Source organism: Streptomyces sp. SID13726 (assembly GCF_010548375.1).
In the GTDB taxonomy this organism is placed as follows: Bacteria; Actinomycetota; Actinomycetes; order Streptomycetales; family Streptomycetaceae; genus Streptomyces.
Genome location: NZ_JAAGLY010000008.1, coordinates 246,795 through 266,026, shown reverse-complemented (window position 1 = coordinate 266,026; position 19,232 = coordinate 246,795). Strand labels below are relative to the sequence as shown.

The 19,232-nt window shown below is 71.7% G+C and carries 25 protein-coding genes; all 25 read right to left on the bottom strand.

What is annotated here, in order from left to right:
- Positions 1-125 precede the first annotated feature (125 nt).
- Entirely contained in the window at positions 126-890 is a 765-nt protein-coding gene (locus G3I78_RS23400; protein ID WP_164427655.1) for a hypothetical protein, read from the bottom strand.
- Positions 887-1,363, bottom strand: a complete 477-nt coding sequence (locus G3I78_RS23395) for a hypothetical protein (protein WP_164427278.1) — start codon at positions 1,361-1,363, stop codon at positions 887-889. Before G3I78_RS23395 ends, G3I78_RS23400 begins: the two co-directional genes overlap by 4 nt.
- 62 nt (positions 1,364-1,425) lie before the next feature.
- Positions 1,426-1,773, bottom strand: a complete 348-nt coding sequence (locus tag G3I78_RS23390) for an XF1762 family protein (protein ID WP_239157978.1) — start codon at positions 1,771-1,773, stop codon at positions 1,426-1,428.
- The gene (locus G3I78_RS23385) at positions 1,770-3,551 is read right to left on the bottom strand and encodes a type IV secretory system conjugative DNA transfer family protein (RefSeq protein WP_164427919.1); all 1,782 of its coding nucleotides are present in this window, start codon (positions 3,549-3,551) and stop codon (positions 1,770-1,772) included. Before G3I78_RS23385 ends, G3I78_RS23390 begins: the two co-directional genes overlap by 4 nt.
- A 40-nt stretch (positions 3,552-3,591) precedes the next feature.
- Entirely contained in the window at positions 3,592-4,302 is a 711-nt protein-coding gene (locus G3I78_RS23380; protein WP_164427654.1) for a DUF317 domain-containing protein, read from the bottom strand.
- A gap of 50 nt (positions 4,303-4,352) precedes the next feature.
- Positions 4,353-4,949 carry a hypothetical protein gene (locus tag G3I78_RS23375; protein ID WP_164427653.1) on the bottom strand — a complete coding sequence of 199 codons (597 nt, stop codon included), beginning with the start codon at positions 4,947-4,949 and terminating at the stop codon, positions 4,353-4,355.
- A 168-nt stretch (positions 4,950-5,117) separates the two neighbouring features.
- Positions 5,118-5,912: a DUF317 domain-containing protein gene (locus tag G3I78_RS23370; RefSeq protein ID WP_164427652.1), complete on the bottom strand. Its 795-nt coding sequence runs from the start codon at positions 5,910-5,912 to the stop codon at positions 5,118-5,120.
- A complete protein-coding gene (locus G3I78_RS23365; protein WP_164427651.1) occupies positions 5,909-6,301 on the bottom strand; it encodes a hypothetical protein in 393 nt (130 codons plus the stop codon). The genes G3I78_RS23370 and G3I78_RS23365 overlap by 4 nt, the downstream gene beginning before the upstream one ends.
- 29 nt (positions 6,302-6,330) lie before the next feature.
- Positions 6,331-6,504 carry a hypothetical protein gene (locus G3I78_RS23360; RefSeq protein WP_164427650.1) on the bottom strand — a complete coding sequence of 58 codons (174 nt, stop codon included), beginning with the start codon at positions 6,502-6,504 and terminating at the stop codon, positions 6,331-6,333.
- A 479-nt stretch (positions 6,505-6,983) separates the two neighbouring features.
- Entirely contained in the window at positions 6,984-7,742 is a 759-nt protein-coding gene (locus G3I78_RS23355; RefSeq protein ID WP_164427649.1) for a hypothetical protein, read from the bottom strand.
- Positions 7,743-7,774: 32 nt separating this feature from the next.
- On the bottom strand, positions 7,775-8,764 hold the full coding sequence (locus G3I78_RS23350; protein ID WP_203615378.1) for a hypothetical protein: 990 nt from the start codon (positions 8,762-8,764) through the stop codon (positions 7,775-7,777).
- Positions 8,761-9,543, bottom strand: coding sequence for a hypothetical protein (locus tag G3I78_RS23345; protein ID WP_239157977.1), 783 nt, complete (start codon positions 9,541-9,543; stop codon positions 8,761-8,763). The genes G3I78_RS23350 and G3I78_RS23345 overlap by 4 nt, the downstream gene beginning before the upstream one ends.
- Positions 9,540-9,962 carry a hypothetical protein gene (locus G3I78_RS23340; RefSeq protein WP_164427647.1) on the bottom strand — a complete coding sequence of 141 codons (423 nt, stop codon included), beginning with the start codon at positions 9,960-9,962 and terminating at the stop codon, positions 9,540-9,542. The genes G3I78_RS23345 and G3I78_RS23340 overlap by 4 nt, the downstream gene beginning before the upstream one ends.
- A 110-nt stretch (positions 9,963-10,072) precedes the next feature.
- Positions 10,073-10,570: a hypothetical protein gene (locus G3I78_RS23335; protein WP_343243828.1), complete on the bottom strand. Its 498-nt coding sequence runs from the start codon at positions 10,568-10,570 to the stop codon at positions 10,073-10,075.
- Between the two features lie 34 nt (positions 10,571-10,604).
- Complete coding sequence (locus tag G3I78_RS23330; protein ID WP_164427646.1) at positions 10,605-12,404, bottom strand: hypothetical protein; 1,800 nt, start codon at positions 12,402-12,404, stop codon at positions 10,605-10,607.
- Complete coding sequence (locus G3I78_RS23325; RefSeq protein WP_164427913.1) at positions 12,401-13,543, bottom strand: AAA family ATPase; 1,143 nt, start codon at positions 13,541-13,543, stop codon at positions 12,401-12,403. Before G3I78_RS23325 ends, G3I78_RS23330 begins: the two co-directional genes overlap by 4 nt.
- A 193-nt stretch (positions 13,544-13,736) precedes the next feature.
- Positions 13,737-13,958 carry a hypothetical protein gene (locus G3I78_RS23320; protein ID WP_164427911.1) on the bottom strand — a complete coding sequence of 74 codons (222 nt, stop codon included), beginning with the start codon at positions 13,956-13,958 and terminating at the stop codon, positions 13,737-13,739.
- Between the two features lie 291 nt (positions 13,959-14,249).
- Entirely contained in the window at positions 14,250-14,675 is a 426-nt protein-coding gene (locus tag G3I78_RS23315) for a hypothetical protein (RefSeq protein WP_164427645.1), read from the bottom strand.
- A 50-nt stretch (positions 14,676-14,725) separates the two neighbouring features.
- Positions 14,726-15,070: a hypothetical protein gene (locus tag G3I78_RS23310; protein ID WP_164427644.1), complete on the bottom strand. Its 345-nt coding sequence runs from the start codon at positions 15,068-15,070 to the stop codon at positions 14,726-14,728.
- Positions 15,067-16,011, bottom strand: a complete 945-nt coding sequence (locus G3I78_RS52095) for a hypothetical protein (RefSeq protein WP_239157976.1) — start codon at positions 16,009-16,011, stop codon at positions 15,067-15,069. The genes G3I78_RS23310 and G3I78_RS52095 overlap by 4 nt, the downstream gene beginning before the upstream one ends.
- A complete protein-coding gene (locus G3I78_RS23300) occupies positions 16,011-16,760 on the bottom strand; it encodes a glycosyltransferase (protein WP_164427907.1) in 750 nt (249 codons plus the stop codon). The genes G3I78_RS52095 and G3I78_RS23300 overlap by 1 nt, the downstream gene beginning before the upstream one ends.
- Before the next feature lie 47 nt (positions 16,761-16,807).
- Complete coding sequence (locus G3I78_RS23295; protein WP_343243827.1) at positions 16,808-17,326, bottom strand: hypothetical protein; 519 nt, start codon at positions 17,324-17,326, stop codon at positions 16,808-16,810.
- A 114-nt stretch (positions 17,327-17,440) separates the two neighbouring features.
- A complete protein-coding gene (locus tag G3I78_RS23290; RefSeq protein ID WP_164427643.1) occupies positions 17,441-17,980 on the bottom strand; it encodes a hypothetical protein in 540 nt (179 codons plus the stop codon).
- On the bottom strand, positions 17,977-18,672 hold the full coding sequence (locus tag G3I78_RS23285) for a hypothetical protein (RefSeq protein WP_164427642.1): 696 nt from the start codon (positions 18,670-18,672) through the stop codon (positions 17,977-17,979). The genes G3I78_RS23290 and G3I78_RS23285 overlap by 4 nt, the downstream gene beginning before the upstream one ends.
- Positions 18,663-19,205, bottom strand: coding sequence for a hypothetical protein (locus G3I78_RS23280; protein WP_164427641.1), 543 nt, complete (start codon positions 19,203-19,205; stop codon positions 18,663-18,665). The genes G3I78_RS23285 and G3I78_RS23280 overlap by 10 nt, the downstream gene beginning before the upstream one ends.
- Positions 19,206-19,232: the final 27 nt, after the last annotated feature.

Genomic DNA, 19,232 nt, shown 5'->3' with positions numbered 1-19,232 from the left:
AGTGGTCGCGGACGCGGGCGCGCAGGGATTCGAAGTCCCGGGCCAGCTGACGGAGTTGGCGGACGTGGTCGTGCAGGTCGGGCGGGTGCGTGGAGATGGGGTGACTCCTGGGCGAGGGCGAGGGTTCAGCGGCTACGGGCCGGGGCCTGCTGGGCGGCGGGCATCGGGCGGAGCGTCGTACCGGGCGCGACGCTGGGCCCCTCAGGGGGTGGTGCGATGGCGGAGGCGAGGGCAGTGATGCCCGCAGCTGTGAGGTGCACGCGGTCCTGGGGCAGGCTGCTGGTGTAGGCACCAGGAGCGGAGTTGGGGACCCGTTCGGCGAGGCCGTTGGATTCCAGGACGCGCAACGAGCTGATCAGGACCTTGGGCTCGCGGGACCGTGCGAACTGGCGCCCCAGAGAGCTGCTGACGACGACGTGACCGCGTGCGATCTGCACCAGGGCGGCGCGCTGGGCGGCAGTGAGCCGTTCACCCGGTGCGACGCCAACCGGTGGACGCCGTCGCCGGGTTTCCACCGCGAGGTGCGCGGCGCAGCCGACCGCGGCCTCGGGAGCCAGGGCGGTCAGCTCACGGGCCGCCTTGATGCCCTGGTCGGCGGACGCGGTGCTGAGGAAAGCGAGCTGCTTCAGTCGCACCACGCACTCGGTCAACTCCGTGCTCTTGTAGAGCCGTTCCTCCTGGATGGCTCTGATGACGGTGCGGGTGTCGGATGCCAGGCGCTCGGCGGATGCGACATGCGCCTGCGGGTCGAGGCGGTCCGTGGTGTGTAGGAGGAGGTCGAGCGCGTCGTTGTGGCGGGTGTACTGGCCGGCGAGGTGGAGCAGCCGTTCGACGGGCGTCAGCGGTGGCGGCACGTCGAACAGCAGCGATTCGGCGGGCGCCGTGGTCATGAGCGGCGCGGTACGGATGAGCCCTTCGCCACGGCCGCGGCCAGGGCCCGCCCGGCATCGCCGAGGTGGACGCGCAGCTGGCTGTGGTGGTCGATCGCGTCGACCTGCTGCTGGAGTGCGGCCTGCGTGCCCAGCTGGGTAAGGGCGGTGAGCGGGGCGAATGCCAGGGTGTAGTGGGCGATGGCCCGCCCAAGGTGGCCGGCGCCAGCGGCGAGGTCCTCGGCCGGAAGGACGCCGTCGACGGTCGAGCTGATCTGGTATTGGGCATCGGAGGCCATCCTGGTGGTCAGATGGCACAGGAGGCCGATGTGCCGGGTGGCGTTGAACAGGCCGGTGCGGTCCACGGTGATGCGGTGGTCGCGCAGGTCGGCGATCACGGCGTCTACGGCGTGGAGCTGGGTCATGTCGTCGAGGTCGGCGGGTTCGTAGGTGTGCAGGGTGTCTCCGGGCAGGGGGTTGTGGGGGCTTGCCACAGGAAGCGGGCGACGTGGTCGTTGCCGCGGTCGGCGCGGGGGCGGGCGGCGATGGTGCGCCATCACGCGCCGCGTAGGGATGCGCCGCTCTCGCCGTCCTGCGCGTAGGTGATCAACCGCCGGTGTCCGAGGGCTTTGGCCGCGCGCCAGGCTGCCCCGTACAACAAGGAGTTCGCGTTGCGTGCGCCGTCGCTGGCGGTGCGGGTGACTTCGAGGGTGGCGTCGTCGTCGAGGTGACGGGCCACCGGCCGGCCGATGATGGCCACTGCGTGCAGCGTGCCGGTCGCGTCGGCGGCTCCGACGGCGAAGATCTGCCCGGCGGGCGGCGGGTGGTGGCGGTGCCAGGCGCGTACGAAGTCCTTCGCGTCCCGGGAGCGGACCGGCACCAGGTGCAGTCGGACGTCGCTCACGCTGCCTTCCCGAAGTCGGACTGCGTCGGTGCGTGCTTGGCCACGGCGCGGGCGGTGATCGCCTGCGACGCCCGCGCGGAGGCGGTGGCCAGATCGTCGGCGCCGGGCTCCGCGTACCAGGGGCGCAGGTCGAGCATGGCGGCGCGCAGTCCGGTGGCGAAGACTAGGGCGGTGCCCTTGGGCAGGGCGCGGATCGCGTCCGCGGGCAGGATCCGCTCCTGCCGCGTCGACACCGACGTCGATTTTCCCGAGTCGGAGGTCGAGGTGGAGGTGGTCTCGACGTCGTGGTCGCCGATGAGGCGGGAGAGCTTGTCGGCGAAGTCGGGGTCGTCGATGCCGGACCCGATGACCTTGACGGTGCTCGCGGACCACATCGCGTCCATGCCCGCGTCGCCCCACACCTTCTGGCCTTGGCGGTAGGACTGCAGGATCGTGATCGGGATGATCCCGCGTGAGCCCAAGTGGCTGTACAGGTCGGGGAGATCACTGATGCGGCAGACGTTGGCGGCCTCGTCGAGGATCGCGAGCATCGGCGGATCGAGGCGTCCGCCGACGCGCTCGGCCCGGGCGGTCGCCGCCCGCATCACGGAGTCCGCGCACGCCGCGATCAACGCGGACGCTCCACCGCCGCCGTCCTTGCTCAGCAGGTAGAGCGTGTCGCTGGAGGCGACGAACGAGGAGGGACGGAACTCGGGGACGTCGTTCTGCGGGGTGACCCAGCGGGCGATCTCGCTGTTCAGGAGGGCGGCCGCGTACTGGCGGGCGGTCTCGTAGATCCCGTCCCTGGTCTCGGGTGGTCCTTCGACGGTGCCCTTGAGCTGGGCGGCGACAGCGGTGAAGCGGTGGTCGCGCAGGATGTCCAGCGGGGTGCGGTCGGCGGGGAACGCGAGCCACTGCATGACGTCGGTGATGGGGCGCTCGTCCAGGGCGGCGGCGAGGAAGAGCTGGGCGAGGATGTTGGATCCGGCTTTGGACCAGAAGTCGCCCTGCTGGGAGGCGTCCACCGAGGCGGCCAGGAAGTGACCGGCGAGCCGGCCCGCGCCGTCGAGGGTGGTGGCGTCGGCCAGCGGATTCCACCACATCCGGTGCTCGGCGTGCGCGATCTGCTGGGGGTCCATCGACCACACCTGTCCCACCGTTGCACGGGCGTCCAGCGTCGCGGTGTAGGCGTCGCCGGCGGCCTTGTTGGAGGTCAGAACGACCGGGCCGGGCGCTGCCAGGATGGAGGGGATCGCGAGGCTGGTGGTCTTGCCGGACCGGGGAGCCATGATCGCGACGGCCACGTCCTCGTAGCCCATGCGGACCTCGTGACGGGTGCCCTGCAGGTTGCCGAGGAGGACGCCGGTGTCACAGGCGGCCGGGTGCTTGGTGTTCTTCAGGCTCGGGCGCAGGGAACGAGCCTTGGCGGTGATCGCCTTGGCCATCAGGGGCTCGATGTCCCGGGCCTTGGCCATACCCGTGATCTTCTTCCGGCCTCCGCCTCGGTTCTGGTGCCGGCTCCACACGAGAGCGGCTGCGGCGGCGAGTCCGAGGACGAGTGGGCTGATACGCGCGCCGATCAGCAGGGGTGTTTCCCCCGTGTGGGGCCAGAGCTGTTCGGGATGGAGCAGCGCGGTGACCGGCTGGTACGGCGCCGAGGTGGTGCCGGTGGCCCAGGCGGCGATGTTCCCGCCCAGCCAGGCGAGATGGGACAGGGGAACGGCGACGCACAGGGCGCCGATCAGGAGTTTGAAGGCGAGGTCGTAGCCGTCGGTGCTCTTGGAGGCGGGGTGGGACAGGGCGAAGATCCAGTACTGCGAGGGGGCAGGGACACAGCGGCTACCGGTTGCGCAGCGCGGGGGAGGGGCGCTGCCCAACCGGCAGCACCGAGAGGGGTGTTGAGGTGGCCGCCGATCTGCGGGACATGAGCTTGAGGGTTTCGAGCGGGACGGAGCTGGGTGCGCGGGGCAGCGGCTCGGAGTCGGCCAGGGCCGCCGCGAACGCGGTGACGGCCGGCAGCGGGGTGTGGGTGCTGAGCGCCGCGGACCACATGGGTGTTCCGTGGATGCGGGAGCGCACGTGCCAGCCGATGACGTCCTCGTCGCGGCGCAGGTCCCAGACGAGGTACCCCTCCGGTGACTCCCGCTTGTAGTGAGGCTGGTGGAGGCGGTTGACGACGGGCCGGGTCCAGCCGGCGTCGTGCAGCACGTGGAAGGGGTCGCTGCCGGGCACCTCGTCGGGGTGGGTCAGGGCCTGGGCGAAGGCAAGGATCATCTCGGCGGGGGTACGGGCCTGGAAGGTGGCGTGCCACAGGCCGCCGTCGTGTGGTGCGCCGAGCACGGTCCACCAGGACCGTTCTGGATCCAGCTCCAGGCACAGGCGCATGGTGGCGTCGGGGCTTTCGAGGTCGGTACGCAGATCGGCGGGCGTGGACACCTCACGCCATCCGTGATCGCGCAGGTGCGTGGTGACCAGGCTCCGGTCGCCGGCACCGGCGAGGTGGCGTGGGGAGACCAGGACATGGGGGACAGGAGCGGGATGCTCACTCAACGAGGTGCCGTCACCTTTGGTGTTCGAGAGGGGAGGAGTGGAGGGCGTGCTCACCGGCGCACGGTGTGGGTCGGGCCGGGTGCGGGGAGAACGGCCATCGTGGCGGGTGGTGGTGCCAGGGGCGACGGGGCGTACTGGGCGGCGGTGTTGATGTCACCGAGGACGTGGCCGTGGGTGGCCCAGTCGTCGAGATGGCTCCAGCACTCGGCGTGATGCTCGGCGAGCGCGGAGTCGAAGGCGGGAGTGCCGGGACGGGCGCCGAGGGGGAGGCTGTCACGGGTGGCTAGCCATTGTTCGTACAGGGCGTCGAGCCGGTCGAGCGCGCTGTGCAGGACGCCGAGCCGGTAGCCCCAGTGGGCCTGGACCGAGACGGGCGGCAGGCGGGGCAGCTGCGTGTCGGCCGTGGCCAGCAGGTGACGGGCGCCGGCACGTACGGTCTCGAACGCCTCGGCGGTGTCGGCGTCGCGCCGGCGTTGGCGCAGACCGTAGGCGTCATCGTCGTAGGGCCAGCCGTCGAGGTCGGTGTGTTCCTCGGAGTAGGCGTCCCACGCGGTGAGGATCTGCTCGCTGTCGCGGAGGAACGCGTCGAGGTGGCGCAGGAAGTCGCGGTGAGCGGAATGGTCGAAGGAGATCGGGAGGATCCTCACAGGTCAGTGGCGGGAGGTTGACCGGGCAGTAGGGCCCGCCGACGGGGTCGGGGCTGTGGACAGAGCTGTGGACAACTTCCGCAGTGATGCTGTCGGCGCAGGCCAGGTCGGTGGTGAACATCCTTGGCTCTCACAGGAATTGGGGAAGCGTCGCGGTGGGGCGGTGCGTCAACGGCGGCGCCCGCCCGCCGCGGTGTACGGGCCTGCGGTGGCGGACCGTGGGCGGGTGGTGGCGTACCGGGCCCAGGCGGCGGCGCGGGCTGCGCCCGTGCGGGCCTGCTGCCAGGCGGCGAGCTGGGAGGGCAACACGGACACGGAGGTGGTGCGGATCCGCTGCGAGGGCGGGATGTGCCCGAGGGGGCGCATCACCGGCTGCGGGTCCGCGAGCGCCGCGCTGAACGCCTGCACCAGCTGCAGGGGAGTGGTCGCCGTGAACGTTGCTTCCCACAGGCGGCCGTGTTCGTTGCGGGCGCCGGCCCACCAGTGGGCTTGGCCGGGGCTGGCCTGGTGGAAGCGGACGAAGGCGTTGTCGTCCGGGCTGCGGGCGGTGAAGTGCTGGCCTTGTTGGGTTTTCCAGCCCCGCTGCAGCAGGGGCTGCCACACGTTGGGGGCGTGCGCCGTGGGTGCGGTGGACAGGGTGTCGGTGAGACCGGCGACGATTTCGACCGGCGTGTGCTGGCTGAAGGTGGCGTGCCATGCCTGCTGGTGCGCGGTCTGCTTGCCGCTGATGGTCCAGCCGCCGGGCTGGGCGTACGGGTCGTAGCCGATGCGCACGGACTTGTCCGGGCTGTCGAAGACCAGGGGGCCGCCGGTCTTGGACTTGTCCTTCCACCCCGAGGCGCGCAGATACTCGGTGACGTGGCGCAGGTCGCCGCCGCCGGCGAGATGACGGGGCTCGACGAGGTAGTGCTGCTGCGCCTGTTGACCGGGGCCCGAGGTGGCCCACTGCTTGTTCTGTCTCACCGGTGCCGCCTGACGACCATCGCTGATCCGGCGGGCCTCGTGGCCTGGCTGGGGGGTGTTGCGGCGGGCTCGGTGAGTTGCTTGATCGTGCCGGTGTGCTCGCTCAAGTCCGCGCCCACGGTGTTCAGTTCGTTGGCAGCGCGTCCCAGGGCCAGCCACACCTCGGGAGGCAGGACGCCACGCTGAGAGCGGTCCTGGGCGAAGCGTGACCCGGTGGCGACCAGTTCCGTGACTCGTCCGAGCAGGCCCTCGTCGTAGTCGAGGACACGACTGAGGACATGAGCGGCCTCCCGCTCCGACGACGCAGCCAAGAGCTGGGTGAGCAGGCCGAGTTGGAGGGCGATGTCGTCAGCGAGCCGCAGGGAGTAGAAGGGCGGAAGGTCGGTCATGAGCCTCCTGAACTTGCCTGGTGGGGCGGTCAGTCGTGGTGGCGGGGGCGGTGGCTGGCGCCGAGGAGGAACAGGTCCCGTCGGCGTGCTTCGTAGAGGGCGGCCTCGGGACGCCCGCCGGCCAGCAAGTGGGGCCGGGTTCGGCTGCCGGCGGTGACGGCGCGCAGGTAGCGGCGGAAGAGGGCGGTGGCCAGGCGGGGCATGCGGTCGGTAGCGATGGGTGGTGGCGTGGGGTCGGTCTCTCGGGTGACGGAAGACTCCAGACGGGGGCGGGGTCGGCCCCGTGCGGGGCCGGCGCGGTGGCCAGCGCGTACGGCGAGAGCGCGGGGCAGGGGGGGGCATGGGCACCGCTGCGGTGCTGGGCTGCCGGCGCACCGCCTGGGCGGCCTTCCGGCCCGCGGTGGGGTTCCAGACGGTATCGGTGACGTTGACCAGGTGTCCGGCCACGAGCAGTGCGGGAACGGCGCTGGAGGCAAGCTCCCGCTTGTCAGCCCCGGTGAAGTGGGCGGGCCCGGCCGTCTGCAGGGTGTTGCGTTCGAAGCCGAGGCTGTCGGGCAGGACCAGCAGTCCCCCGGGCTCGCCGGTGGGGGTGTCTGCGTGACCGTGTCGGTCAGTGCCCGGATGTGATCTCGACGTCGGTTCCTTCGTCGTCGGCACGGTTTCCCACGTACGGGGCAGCGGGTCAGCGGGCGCGGTGCGGGGCTGTCACCGGCGGGCTCGGAGGCGCTGCCGTAGTGGTGCCCGGGGCGGGCCGGGCCGGCGGATTGCGCAGGACGACGCCGACGCCCAGCTCGGACAGGCGCTGTCCGGCGGCTCGGACGGAGGCGGCCTGGCGTGCGGAGTCGTCACCGGAGAGCACGAATTGGCCCCGTGGTGCGTCGAGGGTGAAGCCGTGGTCGGTCAGGGCCTGGGCGATGTCGTCGTGGTCGGGCCTGGCGACGACGAGCGTGCCGTCGGACCAGGTCATCACCACGTGGTCTGGTTCGGCAGCCGATGAGGCGGGGAGGAGGGCGGCGTTGGCGCGGACCTGGGCGAGGGCCTTGTCGTAGCGGGGCAGCAGGTCGTAGTGGATGTCCTCGGCGGCGCTGAACGGATCGGCGGCCACCGTGATGCCGTCGGGCTCGCGGACGCCACGGAACGCCTCGGCCGGTGTGTCGGCGGGGGCCATGGCGGCGATCAGGTATCCCTCGCCGGGTCCGGGTCGGCCGGTGACGAACAACTGGGTGCCGTCGTCTCGGGTCAGCACGGCGCAGCGGTCCACGGTGTGACGGGCCAGGGCATCGGCGACGTCGTTCATGTCCCACACCCGGTCGGTGAGGGCGTCATGGTCGCTCCCGCCGCCGGGGACCGGGTGATAGGTGCTGGTCCAGGCGCCCGGCAGTTCGCCGGCGAGGACGGCGGCGAAGGAGCCGAGCGTGGTGTCGGGGGTGGGGTCGTGCATGGTCTCCTCGAAAGCAAAGGGAGGGGTCGGGTTCAGCGCTGTGGGCCAGTCGGGGCCGGTGCGCCAGGTGAGGTGACGAGGCTGGTGGCCATCCGGGTGGAAGGCGGTGCCGGCGGTGCGACGCCGAGCAGGGCGGCCATGTGCGCTTCAGCCCGGGTCATGCCGGCCGACGGCGCGGGGACGTCGCCCGGCGGCAGGGCGCGGGCGGCGGTGTCGAGGTCCTGCTGGATGCCGTACAAGCGGCGGGCGATCAGCTCCAGTTGGTGTCCGGCGGCCGGACCGTAGGCATGCGGCAGGCGGTCGAGACGGTGGGCCGCGTGCTCGACAAGGCCGCGCACGGTGGCGAGCGAACCGGTGCGCTCGTCGGCGAGCTGCCGCAGCAGCCCGGCGAGTTGGGTAGTGGCGTCGGCAGCGCCGGGTGGGGCGGCGTCGGCCAGAGCGGCAGCGCGGTGCAGGAACCCGGCCACCTGCTCGCGATCCGGGCCGCCGCCCTGCGGAGAGCGCAGCTGTAGTGCGGTCTCGATGCGCCGGCACTCGGCCGACAGGAGCGCGGGCAGCCGGGGATGCTGCGCGGTCCAGATGCCGTCCGGGCGGATGAGGTTGGCGAGCAGGTCAAGGCGGCCAGGCTGCGCCTGGACGGCGATCCAGCGGCAGCCGCGGTCCTCCCCCGGCCGCTGGATGCCCGCGACGCGGGCGATCCGGTGGGCGATCTCGGACCACTCGGGGCCGGTGAGCACGCGGTCGCTGGGATGCAGGCACACCGCCGCGTGCCAGACGGAGAGGATGTCGTCCTCGGGGCTGGCCGCGTCGGGGTGCTGCACGCTGGGGGCGTCCAGATACGCGCCCCACTCGGCGGCGGTCCAAGCCTTGTGCTCGCCGTCGGGTGTGCAGGAGTCCAGCCCCGGCCAGTGGGCGACCACGGTGTATTCGGTCAGCCCCTCCTGGTCACTGACCGCCCGGCCGAGGGCCTTGGCGAGCGGTTCGGCGGGCGTGAACTCGCGCGGATGGATACGGATGATCACTTCGGGTCGGGACTCCGTCGCTGAAGGATGTGGTGGGTCAGGTCGTACGCGGCGGTGATCAGGATGTGTTCGCGCACCAGGTCGGCGTGGACGGCCAGATCGCCCGGCGGCAGGAGTTCTAGCGCGCGCTCGACGGCCGCGTGCGCCTGGTGGTAGCAGCCCAGTGCGCGCAGCGCCGACGCGGTGTGGAACAGCGCGATCGGATCACCGTCGCCGCCGTCGGGCAGCCGGTCCACGAGAGCCAGGAGGGTGTCCGCGCGGCCGGGAAGCAGGCCGCCCAGCCACACCCCGTGCAGCAGGACGTGCAGCGTCTTGGGATGATCGGATGCGGTGCCAAGGACCTGTTCCATCACGGCCAGACCGTCCGAGCGGGACTGGCCCAGGCGCGCGAAGGCATACAGCGCCCAGCTGTACGGGTCCGCGTTCAGCACGCTCAACGGCACCTGGTTGAGCAGGGATTCGATGGAGCGGCACCGGAAGTCGTAGTGCAGCGCGTTCAGGTAGAGGTGCCGGTACGTCCGCGAGACGGCCGGGCCCGGCCCGGTGCCGGGGTCGGTGACGTCCCCGGGGGCGAGCAGAACCAGCGCGCTGTTCCCGGCCGCGCGGGCCTGCCAGGCGACGTCGGCGCACACCTCGGCCGACTCCTGCCATGTCGCGTCCAGATCATCCAGCGCCTCGGCCAGACGGACGGGCCACTGAGTCCCGGCGATCGTCTCGATGGAGATCGACGTCGTACGCGCGAGCGCCGCGGTGCGCTCCGGGCCGACGGTGCGGGTCATCGCCCGCCTCGCGCGTCGGCGACGTGCACCACCTGGTTGAGCGGGGTGAGCGAGTACCAGCCGCAGTCGACATCCTCTGCGGCGCCCGCCAGGCGCGGCAGAAGGTAACTGCGCAGCGCCTGCTGGTAGATGAGGCAGTCCGGGCAGCGGCGGGAGAGATGCACGAGGTAGCGAGGGTGTGCGGTGACGTAGCTGCGTTCGCCGCCGGCCGGGTCGTACAGCCGCCATCCGTCCTCGTCGGTCGGGGTGTGCCACGAGGGCGTGACGACCTTGTAGGTGGCCCCCCACAGGTCGCTGCCGGAGGTGCCCTTGAGGATGACGACCCGGTCGCCGGGCCGGAAGTGGGCGTGGGTGATGTCCCGTTGGGGGGTGACGATGTCACCGGGGGCATGCGGCGGTGGAAAGACGGCGTCGGGCACGGCAGAGGGGTTCCTTCCACGAGCGGGCGCTGGCAGGCGGTGGGAGGAACAAGACTCCGGAGAATCCCCGGTTTCGGTAACCGGGGATCGCGGGGTATAAGCACCCGCGTCTACCGGAAGGGGTTCTCGGTTGCGATGTCGTCGCTGGTGGCGGCGTCGAGGAGTTCGGGCAGGTCGCTGCCTTCGGCGTCGCGCTGGTCGAGCCACCACCCGGCCCGGGTGAGGGTGCGGATCTTCTCCTCCAGGAGGGCCCAGTCGGCCTCGTCCCAGTTGCCCTCGCTCACCAGCGCGGTGTAGGCGGCGGTGACGAGCTGGTGGCGGGAGCGTTCGGCCCAGGCGAGGGCCTTTTCGGGTCCTTCGAGTGTCGGCATGTCGAACTGCGCGGCCCACTCGGTGGCGGCCTGCTGTTCCTCGGCGCGTTTGGCTGCCAGCCTCTCCTCCTTGCCGGCACTGTCGTTGTCTCGGGCGCTCTTCCAGCAGTCGGTGCAGTCACGTTCCTGCAGCCAGCGGGCGAAAGAGGCACGCCGGTCGGCGGGACGGTCGGACAGATCATGTTCGCGTTCGTGTCCACAGCGGTGGACGATGGTCCAGGTCTTACGGATTGCCACGTGGTTGTTTCTGCTTTCTGTCTTCTGCGTCGTCTCAGCGTGTCCTGCGGATGGCGTCTGTGGCCGCCGTGGCGATGGCGGCGGGAGCGCTGGAGGGCTGGGGCAGGTGCAGCAAGGTGGTCCCCGGCAAGTGGTGGGACTTCGCGGTGAGGGTGAGCTGGAGTACGGCGCAGCCGGCGGTCGTGAGCTGCTTGACGCGGGTGACGGCTTGAGCGGTTTCGTCGGGGGTGTAGATGGCGTCGGTGACGATCACGAGGAGGCGGCCGGTGCCGGGGCGGCTGAGTTCGAGGCCGTGGTCGAGCGCGTCCAGGGCGTTGGCGAGGTTGTGACTACTGCCGTTGGCATCGAACGTTGTCACGCGCTCTGGTGCCCGGTGGGTGGGTCGGGTCAGTGCGGTCAGGCGCGTGTCGTAGGCGATGGTGGCGGTACGGGAGTCGGGGTCGGTCAGGGCTGCTGCGCGTGCCACGATCCAGGCGGCGGACGCGACGGGCGCGCAGGCGGCGCGCATGGAGCCGGAGACGTCGACGGCGATACCCACACGCAGCGGTGGGGTGGGGGAGTTGCGGCGACGGGTGTGGGTGAACGGTTCCGCGGTGGGGACCGATCCGGCCGCGCGCTGAGCGTCGCGGGCGAGGGCCGCGCGCATGTTGAGGCGGCCGGGCGGGGTGGGGCTGGTGGTCCGTTCCTCGGTCCGTTCGCGGTAGGCGGCGGCACGCAGGGCACGGCTCAGGCGCGCGGCGGCACTCTGCTCGGCGGCGGTGGGCCTGCGGGTGCCGGTGACAGGGTTGCCGTAGGGCGCGGGTGTGCCGTCGGGGTTGATGGGGGTGCCGCGGGCGTTGAAGACCGCTTTGGCGGTGGCGGCGGCTTTGCGTTGGTGGCCGGCCCGCTGGGCGCGGTCCTGAGCCTGCGCTTTGGACCGCGCGGCCATGGCGTTGGTCGCTGCGGCCTGTGCCGCGAGGTCGGCGGCGTCGGTGGCTGCCGTGCTGTCCATGACGACCCCCACGGCGCCGGACAGCAGATCGCTGAGGTTCTCCGGCACGGGCAGGGCGGGGGCCGCGATGTCCAGAGCGTCGCACCATTCTTTCGCGTGCACGAGCATGCTGGTGGCGTCGTGGTCGGCGCACTGGTGGGCTGCGGTCCAGATGCGGGTGAGTGTGGCCAGCAGGTTTGCGCCCAGCACCTTTTCGCACAGGTCGGCGACGGCCCGGGTCTCGCCGGCGTCCAGGATGCCGACGTCACGGCGGCCGAGGACCAGGGCCGCCGCGGCGGCGGCGTGCTCGATGCCCTTCAAGGTGGGGTGGGCGATGTCGGGCATGATCAGGGTTCGGGTACTGGTGCGCAGGTAGGTGCGGTCTGTGGGCCGTCGGTTCAGGTGTGCGCCTTCGACACGGCTCTCCTCCAGAAGGAGCGCGGCTTCGACGAGACGGGGGTTCGCTCCGGCAGGCTCGGTCCAGATGGAGTGGGCCGCGTGCGCGGCCTCGTGGACGAACACTCCCCAGGCGGCGGGATACCGCTCCTCGTCGCCCACGATCTGCGGATGGATCTCGTGGGGCTTGAGCGGGGCGAACAGGGCGGCGTCGAACTCGACTTCGCCCAGGGAGGGGAAGAACGCGGCTGGTGCGCCGCTGCGCGTGCCGGGGCGGCAGGTGACGAGGAGGTCTTGGCGGCCGGAGAGGGCGACCAGCCGGTCGCCGAGTTCGGCTCCCACGCGCAGCCACAAGTGCGGGGAGGAACGGGGTTGCGCGGGCGGGGCGCCGTCGTCGTCCCATCGCGCGAGGTCGGCGTCGTCGTCCGGTGCGGTGGCGGGGGACTGGACGTGGTGGTGGGCGCTCATCGCGAGTGGCTCCGGTGTGCGGAGCCGGTGCTGCCCGGGGGCTGCCGGACGGCCGAGGCGGAAAGCTGCTTGCCGAGGGTGAGGGGGCGGACCTCCTTGACGCCGGCAGCCTTGATGACGGCAGCGGCGACGGCGTCGCGATCCTCCACAGGAGCGATGCCGACCAGGTTCGCGAGCGCGGCTTTGGTGCCGAGGACGGTCTCGGTCTTCTGGTAGCTGAGAAGCTCTCGTAGTTGGGGGGCCCAGCCCAGCTCGCCGAGTTCGACTTGGCGGGAGAGGTGTCGGGCGGCCCGGACCACCCGGGCATCGATCCGCAGCGCCAAGGCGAGGTCGTAGTCCGTGCCGATCTGGATCTGCACGCTGAACCGGCTCGCGAGTGCCTCCGTCAACACCGCCCCGTGGGCGCCGGGATTGTGGCCCGCCACCACGTAGAAGCCCGGCTCGGCCTTGATGGTCTCGCCCTTGTGGGCCTTGACCTGGATCTGCCTGCGCCCGTCCATCGCGGGATACAGCGCCGCCAGGACCTTCGGTGAGATCAGGGTGGCATCGTCGATCAGCAGGGCGCGGCCCTCGGTCATCGCGGTGACCAGCGGACCGTACTGGAAGACGTAGGCTCCCGCGTCGTCCTGTGTGTACTCGCCGATCAGGTCGCCGACCGTGGTGTCGCCGTCGCCGGCGACGGTGATCAGGTCCTCGAACGCCGCCTCGACCAGACTCGTCTTGCCGGTGCCCGGAGGGCCGTAGAGCAGCACCGGCACGTCGGCGTCGCGCAGCCGGTTCAACGCCTCGACGTCGGGCAGATCGGCCAGCTCCCGGGGGTGGTAGAGCTGGCCCCCCGCGCGGCGGATCGGGCCGGTCCGCCGGGGCGTGGCTGCTGCGGGAATGGTCGTGCGGGCCGTGGCCGCCTGGGCGCGGGGAGCGTGGGTGCCCGGCGGGCTGATCACAGCGGTCTGCGCGGCTGCGGCGGTTTTCCCGTTCGCGCGGAACTCCGGTTGTCCCCTTCCGCCTTGGTCGGCCTCACCACGCCGCACCAGGGTGAGGGCGGCGTTGCGGACGGCGCCGTGGGAGTGGCCCAGCTGCCTGGCCATGTCCCCGATGGTGAGCGTGTCCGCCGGCCGGTCGGCCAGCAGTCGGGCCACCTTGGCCCGTAGTTCGCCGCCCTTGGTACGCGCTGGACTGGCAGACGTTGCGGGTGTGGTCAAACGAGGCCCTTTCAACAGGTACGGGTGCGGGCGGGGTTGGCGATGTGCTGGAGAGGCCGGCCGCTCTCGGGGCGGATCACGGACTGGGCCGACATCGGCGATGGGGCCGACCGGGGCGTACCGTCGGCGCTCACCGGCCGGCCGAGGGATCGGTCCAGGTGCACCCGATGGCCGGCGACGAGCAGCTCGCTGGCTGCCGAGCGGGCCCCTGCGTCTGCTGCGTACTGGGCTCCGTCGCTCGGCAGGCGCAGCCTGGCGCCTCTTCGAAGCCGGCCTGGAGCAGGATGCGCCGTGCGGCGGCGTTGTAGCCGGTGGTGGTGATCTCGCCGGTGATGGTGTGCCGGATCGGAATGAACGGCTCTGCTGGTGCTTCGGACACGGCGGATCTCCTATCGGTGGGGGCGGGAAAGCGGTGGGATGTTGGGCGAAGGCGAGGCGGGCCCGGAGCTGCCAGCACATCAACGGTGCGTGGCTGGACCACGAACGACGGGCAATGACCGCCGACAATGCCCAGGGCGGGCCTCACCGCCCCGCAGCTGCCTGACTCGCCTTTCCGCGCGTTCCGATAGCCGGGTGTACCAACAACGGCCATGTAAGGGGGGAATCTCCTGGTGACGGGGCGGGGGCAGGGGAGCTGCCGGATTCAGGTGGCGTGGGGGCGTGTGTGGAGTTCGGTGAACTGCGCCGCGGCGCGGTCGAGGAGGTCGATCTGGCGCCGCGAGGTGCGGCGGGCAGCGGAAGCCAGGAGACGGTCGATGCGCGGGTCGAGGGTGCTGACGGCGTCCAGGCCAGCGGCGCGGGCGACCGCCAGACGCAGCTCGGCTTCCAGCCAGGACCAGTGCTCGGCGGCGGGGGCCGGGACGTCAGGGTCGGTAAAGCCGCTCAGGTACTTGCCTCCGGCGGACAGGACGTCGCGCAGGGGGATGTCGTCGGAGGCCATCCAACGGCCGTGTTCCAGCAGCGTGAGGATGGCGCAGCGCAGCAGAGTCTTTTCGTCGCGCTGCGGCGCGGTGCAGATCGGGCAGACGTCGTTGTGGCAGTTCCAGGCAGGCACGGTGGGGCGGGGCACGGATGAAGGGCCTTTCAGGGGCGGTGAGTTGGTCGGTGTGGGGTGCCGGGTCAGCGTCGTGGTCCCCGGCTGGTGTCGGCGGGCGGCGCCTGCGCGGTCATGACGGTCTTCGCGCGGCGCGGCGGCGCTGACGTGGCGTCCGGGGTGGGGCGCAGGTCGGGGTCGAGGGCGACGGTGTAGCGGGCGGCGGCGAGCATCTCGGCTGCCCAGGTGGCGTGTTCGTTCTCCCACCGGCGGCCCAGGTCGAACGGCAGGCGGATCCAGACGCCACGCAGCATGGGATAGGTATCGAATCCGGCACGGGCCAGGATGCTCGCGGCGAACGCGTCGACCCGGCCCGCGCCGTCGACCTCGCCGCCCGGGCCACGGGTGATGCGGATGGCTGCGTCGCTCATCGGCCCCGCCCTCCTCCCGCCGACCGGGCTCGGCCGCCCGCGGGCACGGCGGTGGCCTGCGGCACACCTGTGGGGAGGGGTGAGGCCGGGGCGGCGAGGTGCTGCGGGGAACGGGTGGCCGCGGCCTGCGCGACGCGGACGCGGCTCTCCAACAGTCCGTTGTACACGCCTAGTTGGGGCGGACCCGGTGAACGGCCAGGGGTGAGGGTGGCGTCGGTGTGTACCTGGTAGCCGAGGCGGCGCAGGTCTTGCGCGGCCTGGCGGGCGCGGCGCAGGCCGTCGTATGCGGGCTGCAGGAGCCGGTAATGGCCCGGGGAGTCGGGGATGGGCTCGAACTGCTCGCGGGTGAGGAGCCAGTCGGCCAGGTGGCCGGTGATCTGGGAGCCGATCTCGGCGATGTAGCCGTGCTCGGGATGGGCAGCGAAGCGGAAATGGTCGGACAGGAAAGGGAGACCCTTCTTCTGGTCAGCGGCGTGTGGGCGGGTCGCGCGTGGCGCGGAGGGACCGGCCGAGGGCGGCGTGGTGCGCAGGTCGGCGGCGGTATGGCGCAGCCGGGCACGGGCCGCGACGTACTTCTCGGCCGTCAGCATCCGCAGAACCTGGGGATCGTTGCGCAGATGAGAGTGGGCGAGTTCCGGCACGGCCTCGCGCTGGAAGCCGGTCGTGGCGTAGGCCAGGGTGTCCAGAGCGTGTGCCACGCTCGCGGTGGCCCGGGTGAGCCGGACCATGACGAGGCGTTCTGGTGCGTGGACCGTGGCCGGGGCGGCGAACCGTTCCTGGGCGCGGTCAACGGCGTGTTGCAGAAGGTGGCAGAGCGTGGCGATGTCGTCGGCGAGCGTGACCGGGTCGACGGCCTCGGGCCGGGTGGGGAACTCGGTGGCCATCTCGTCCAGCCGCTGGGCCAGGTGATCGAGCGTGGTCTGGGAGATGGTGGAGACCATCACACCACCCCGGCCGCACTGCTCGTCGCTGGGACGGAGAGGACAGCTCGCAGGCTGCGCCCGTAGTTCCACGCATGCCGACGGGCTGCCGGCTCCAGGACATCGTAGGTGTCCTGGCGGGTCATCTGGCCGGGGTGTTTGCGGTAGCGGTAGACCGGCACGGGCACCAGGACGCCGGGCGCGAGGCAGGTGACGCCGATCGCGGTCAGGTAGTCCTCGCCCTGGACCAGGCCCCCCATCGGGGCGGCCCGCACCAGATCGGTGCGCGCGAGGATGGTGGTCGGCCCGATCGGGATGGTGTCGGACGGGTCCTTCCAGTACGTCCACACGTCGCCGGCCGCGTGCCGGCCGGGCGGGGTCGGGCACCGCCACAGCCTGGTGGTGCCGTCCGGGTGGAGGTCCTCGCTGTATCCCGCGCACCAGCCCAGGCCGGTCCGCTCCAGCTCACGCAGCCGTACGGTCATCGCGTCGTCGGTGAACAGGTCGTCGTCGTCCGCCCAGTTGACGAAGGGGGTGCGGACCTCGTTCAGGGCGAGGTTGCGGGCGCAGGCCGCTCCCACCGGGTGGGGCAGTGGCAGGACGCGGACGCGCGCGTCGGCGGCGAGCGGGGCCGGCAGCTGGCCGGGGTCGGCGCCGTCCAGGGAGATCAGCGCTTCCCAGGGCACGGACTGCCGGGTGAGGCTGGCGTGCATGGCCGTGAGGTGGCCGAGCCGGTCTTCGCGCAGGCGGGTGGCGATGACGACCGTGATCGGGGGCGGGTGGAGCGTGGACAGGGGGATTCCTTCGGAAGTTCGGGTCAGCGGCGGACGGCGCGCCGTGGTCCGGCGCTGTTCGCCGCAGCCGCAGGGGAGTTACGTGGCGGCGCGGGAGCGGTGATGGGCGGCAGGGCGCCTGTGTGCCAGCGCACGGGGTCGTCGCTGAAGACGCTGCGCGGATCGGTGTTCCAGTCCACGAGGGGGCCGATGTCCTGGTGGACGAGGCTGATCACTTCGATTCCCGTCGGATGCAGGATGTAGCCCCAGTGCATGCCCAGCGCATCGGCGGTCGTTTCCGTGACCGTCATCCGCACGGGAGGGGAGCTGTCGGGAGCGATCAAGTGGTCCAGCGTCCGGCTGGGCCAGTGCTCACCGCCGGTCAACGCCTGGACGACTGAGCGCGGGGCACCGTCGAGGAGATCGGTGCCGAGCTCGTCCCAGCCGACGGCGACGTCCTCGATGAGGTGGTGCCGCAGGGCGTGAAGATCGCGGGCGAAGCGCCATTGGTAGGCGGTCAGCAGCAGGGGCAGATGGTGGCTGGGCACCCCGTCCAACTGCACGTGGATGCCGGTGTAGCCGGAGCCGGCGTTGAGGTCGATGGGGCGGGCGATGAAGGAACGGGTGGACAGAAGAATTTTTAAGGGGGGGGAGTGGCGGCAGTTGGCGCCCAGGCTTCAGCGCCGGCGTGTGGGCTGGGTGCCGCTGGCGTCCGCGGCCCGGCTGTGCTCCCCGATGACGGGTGCCGAGGAGGGACCTGAGTTCTGCTCCGGCCCGGCCAGCGGGCTGGTGACGGCCTCCAGCGCTCGGTGCAGGCTGCGCAGGGCGGCGGAATGGCCGAGCGTGACGGCCAGCTGGCTCTCGACCGGGGCGGCGGTGCCCGGGCGAGGCGTGTGCCGGTGGGCGTCGGTGAGGCCGATCACCGTCGTACTCAGGTGAGCCGCGGCGCGGTTGATGTGCGCGAGAGCGGCGGCCAGATGGCCCAGGTACTCGCGCCCCGCGCTGATTGTCGCGAGGGGACTGTCGGCGGACTGGTGCAGATCCGCGACGAGCCCGGAGGACAGGTTGTACACGCTGACCAGCTGGTGCAGTACGGGTGCGAGCGCGGCTTGTGCGCTTCCGGTCTGCGGCGGGGCCAGGTCGGCGGAGGTCGTCTGGATGCGGCGCTGCCAGGTGGTGAGACGGTCGCGGACGAAGTGGTCGTCGGTCGGGTTCATCGCTGTTGCCCCCTGCGCGGTGAGGCGGGGGCGTGGGGTGGGTAGGTGCGCGGGCCGTCGGCGGAGGGGATGGTGATGTGGAAGCCCTGCAGCCGGAGGCGGTGCACGCTGATGGTCAGCTGGCGCCGGGCTGCCTTGTCGGTGAGGGAGTCAGGGAGGTGGCATTCGCCGGTGGCCGGGTCGAGCAGGAACCCGCCGCGGTGGAGGAGTTCGATGAACACGCCGAGGTAGCCGGTGCGGATCCGTGGACGGCGGTGTTCGTCGAGGGTGACGTGGACCTGGAGGTGTCCGGGGCTGCTGCGCCGGATCGCGGTGGGCGCGGCGCGGCGATAGTCGGTCAGCAGCCGGCGGTGCAATTGGGCCGCGGCGCGGACGGGGGCGGCGGGGACGGCGATACCGCGCGGGGCTCGCAGGCCCGTCACGTGCTGGTGGCTGGTGTTGGCGGGCAGCATCGGCAGCATCAGGTACTCGCCGGGGCGGTGGGGTCGGGGCATGACATACAGCTGCAGGCCCCAGTGGTGGGTGAGCACGCTGCGCTGGATGTTGTCCGCTTCGAACGCGGCGTACGGAAGAGGGCCGCTGTCCCAGATCCGGTCGCTGGCAGGGTCGGTGGCGATGGGCACTGCGGTCGGGGAGGGCTGCCAGCCGGGCAGTCGGTCGGTGAGCGCTCGGGTGAATTCCGTTATGTGCAAGGGCGGTTCCTCAACTGGTGACGTGGGTGAGGCTTTTGAGGGACCGTGGTGGCCGCGGGAGAGGGCACGGCAGTCGTGGCCGGCGGCATGCGGGTGTCGGCGGCGGTACGTAGGTGCTTTGCGGCGCGGGCGAGGTGGACGCGGCTGTCGCCCAGGCGGTCCACGAGCCGTTGGTGCTCGATGATGATTGTGCGGTCACGGGCAAGGCCGGGGACTCGGTGGGTGAGGTCGGCGAGCTGGCCGAGATGGTGAACGGCGGCACCAAGAGCGGCGAGCGCGAGCCCAGTGGGTTCGGCGGCGCTCGCGAGCGCGAGGGTCGTTCGCTGCACCGTGGCTGTCGGGCGGGCCGGGGAGCGGGCGGTGGCCCGGTGACGAAAGGCGCTCTCGCCAGCCAGGAAGCCCAGCAAGGCGGCCAGGTGTCGGACTTCGTCGTCCAGGATCTCGCTGAGCGCTGGATCCAGACAGATCTGGTCGGGCAGCGGGAGCTGGTCGGCGACGTTGTTGAGCCGGTCGGCCACATCGTGCAGCAGCATCCGTTCGTCCGGATCAGAAGCGGCCGT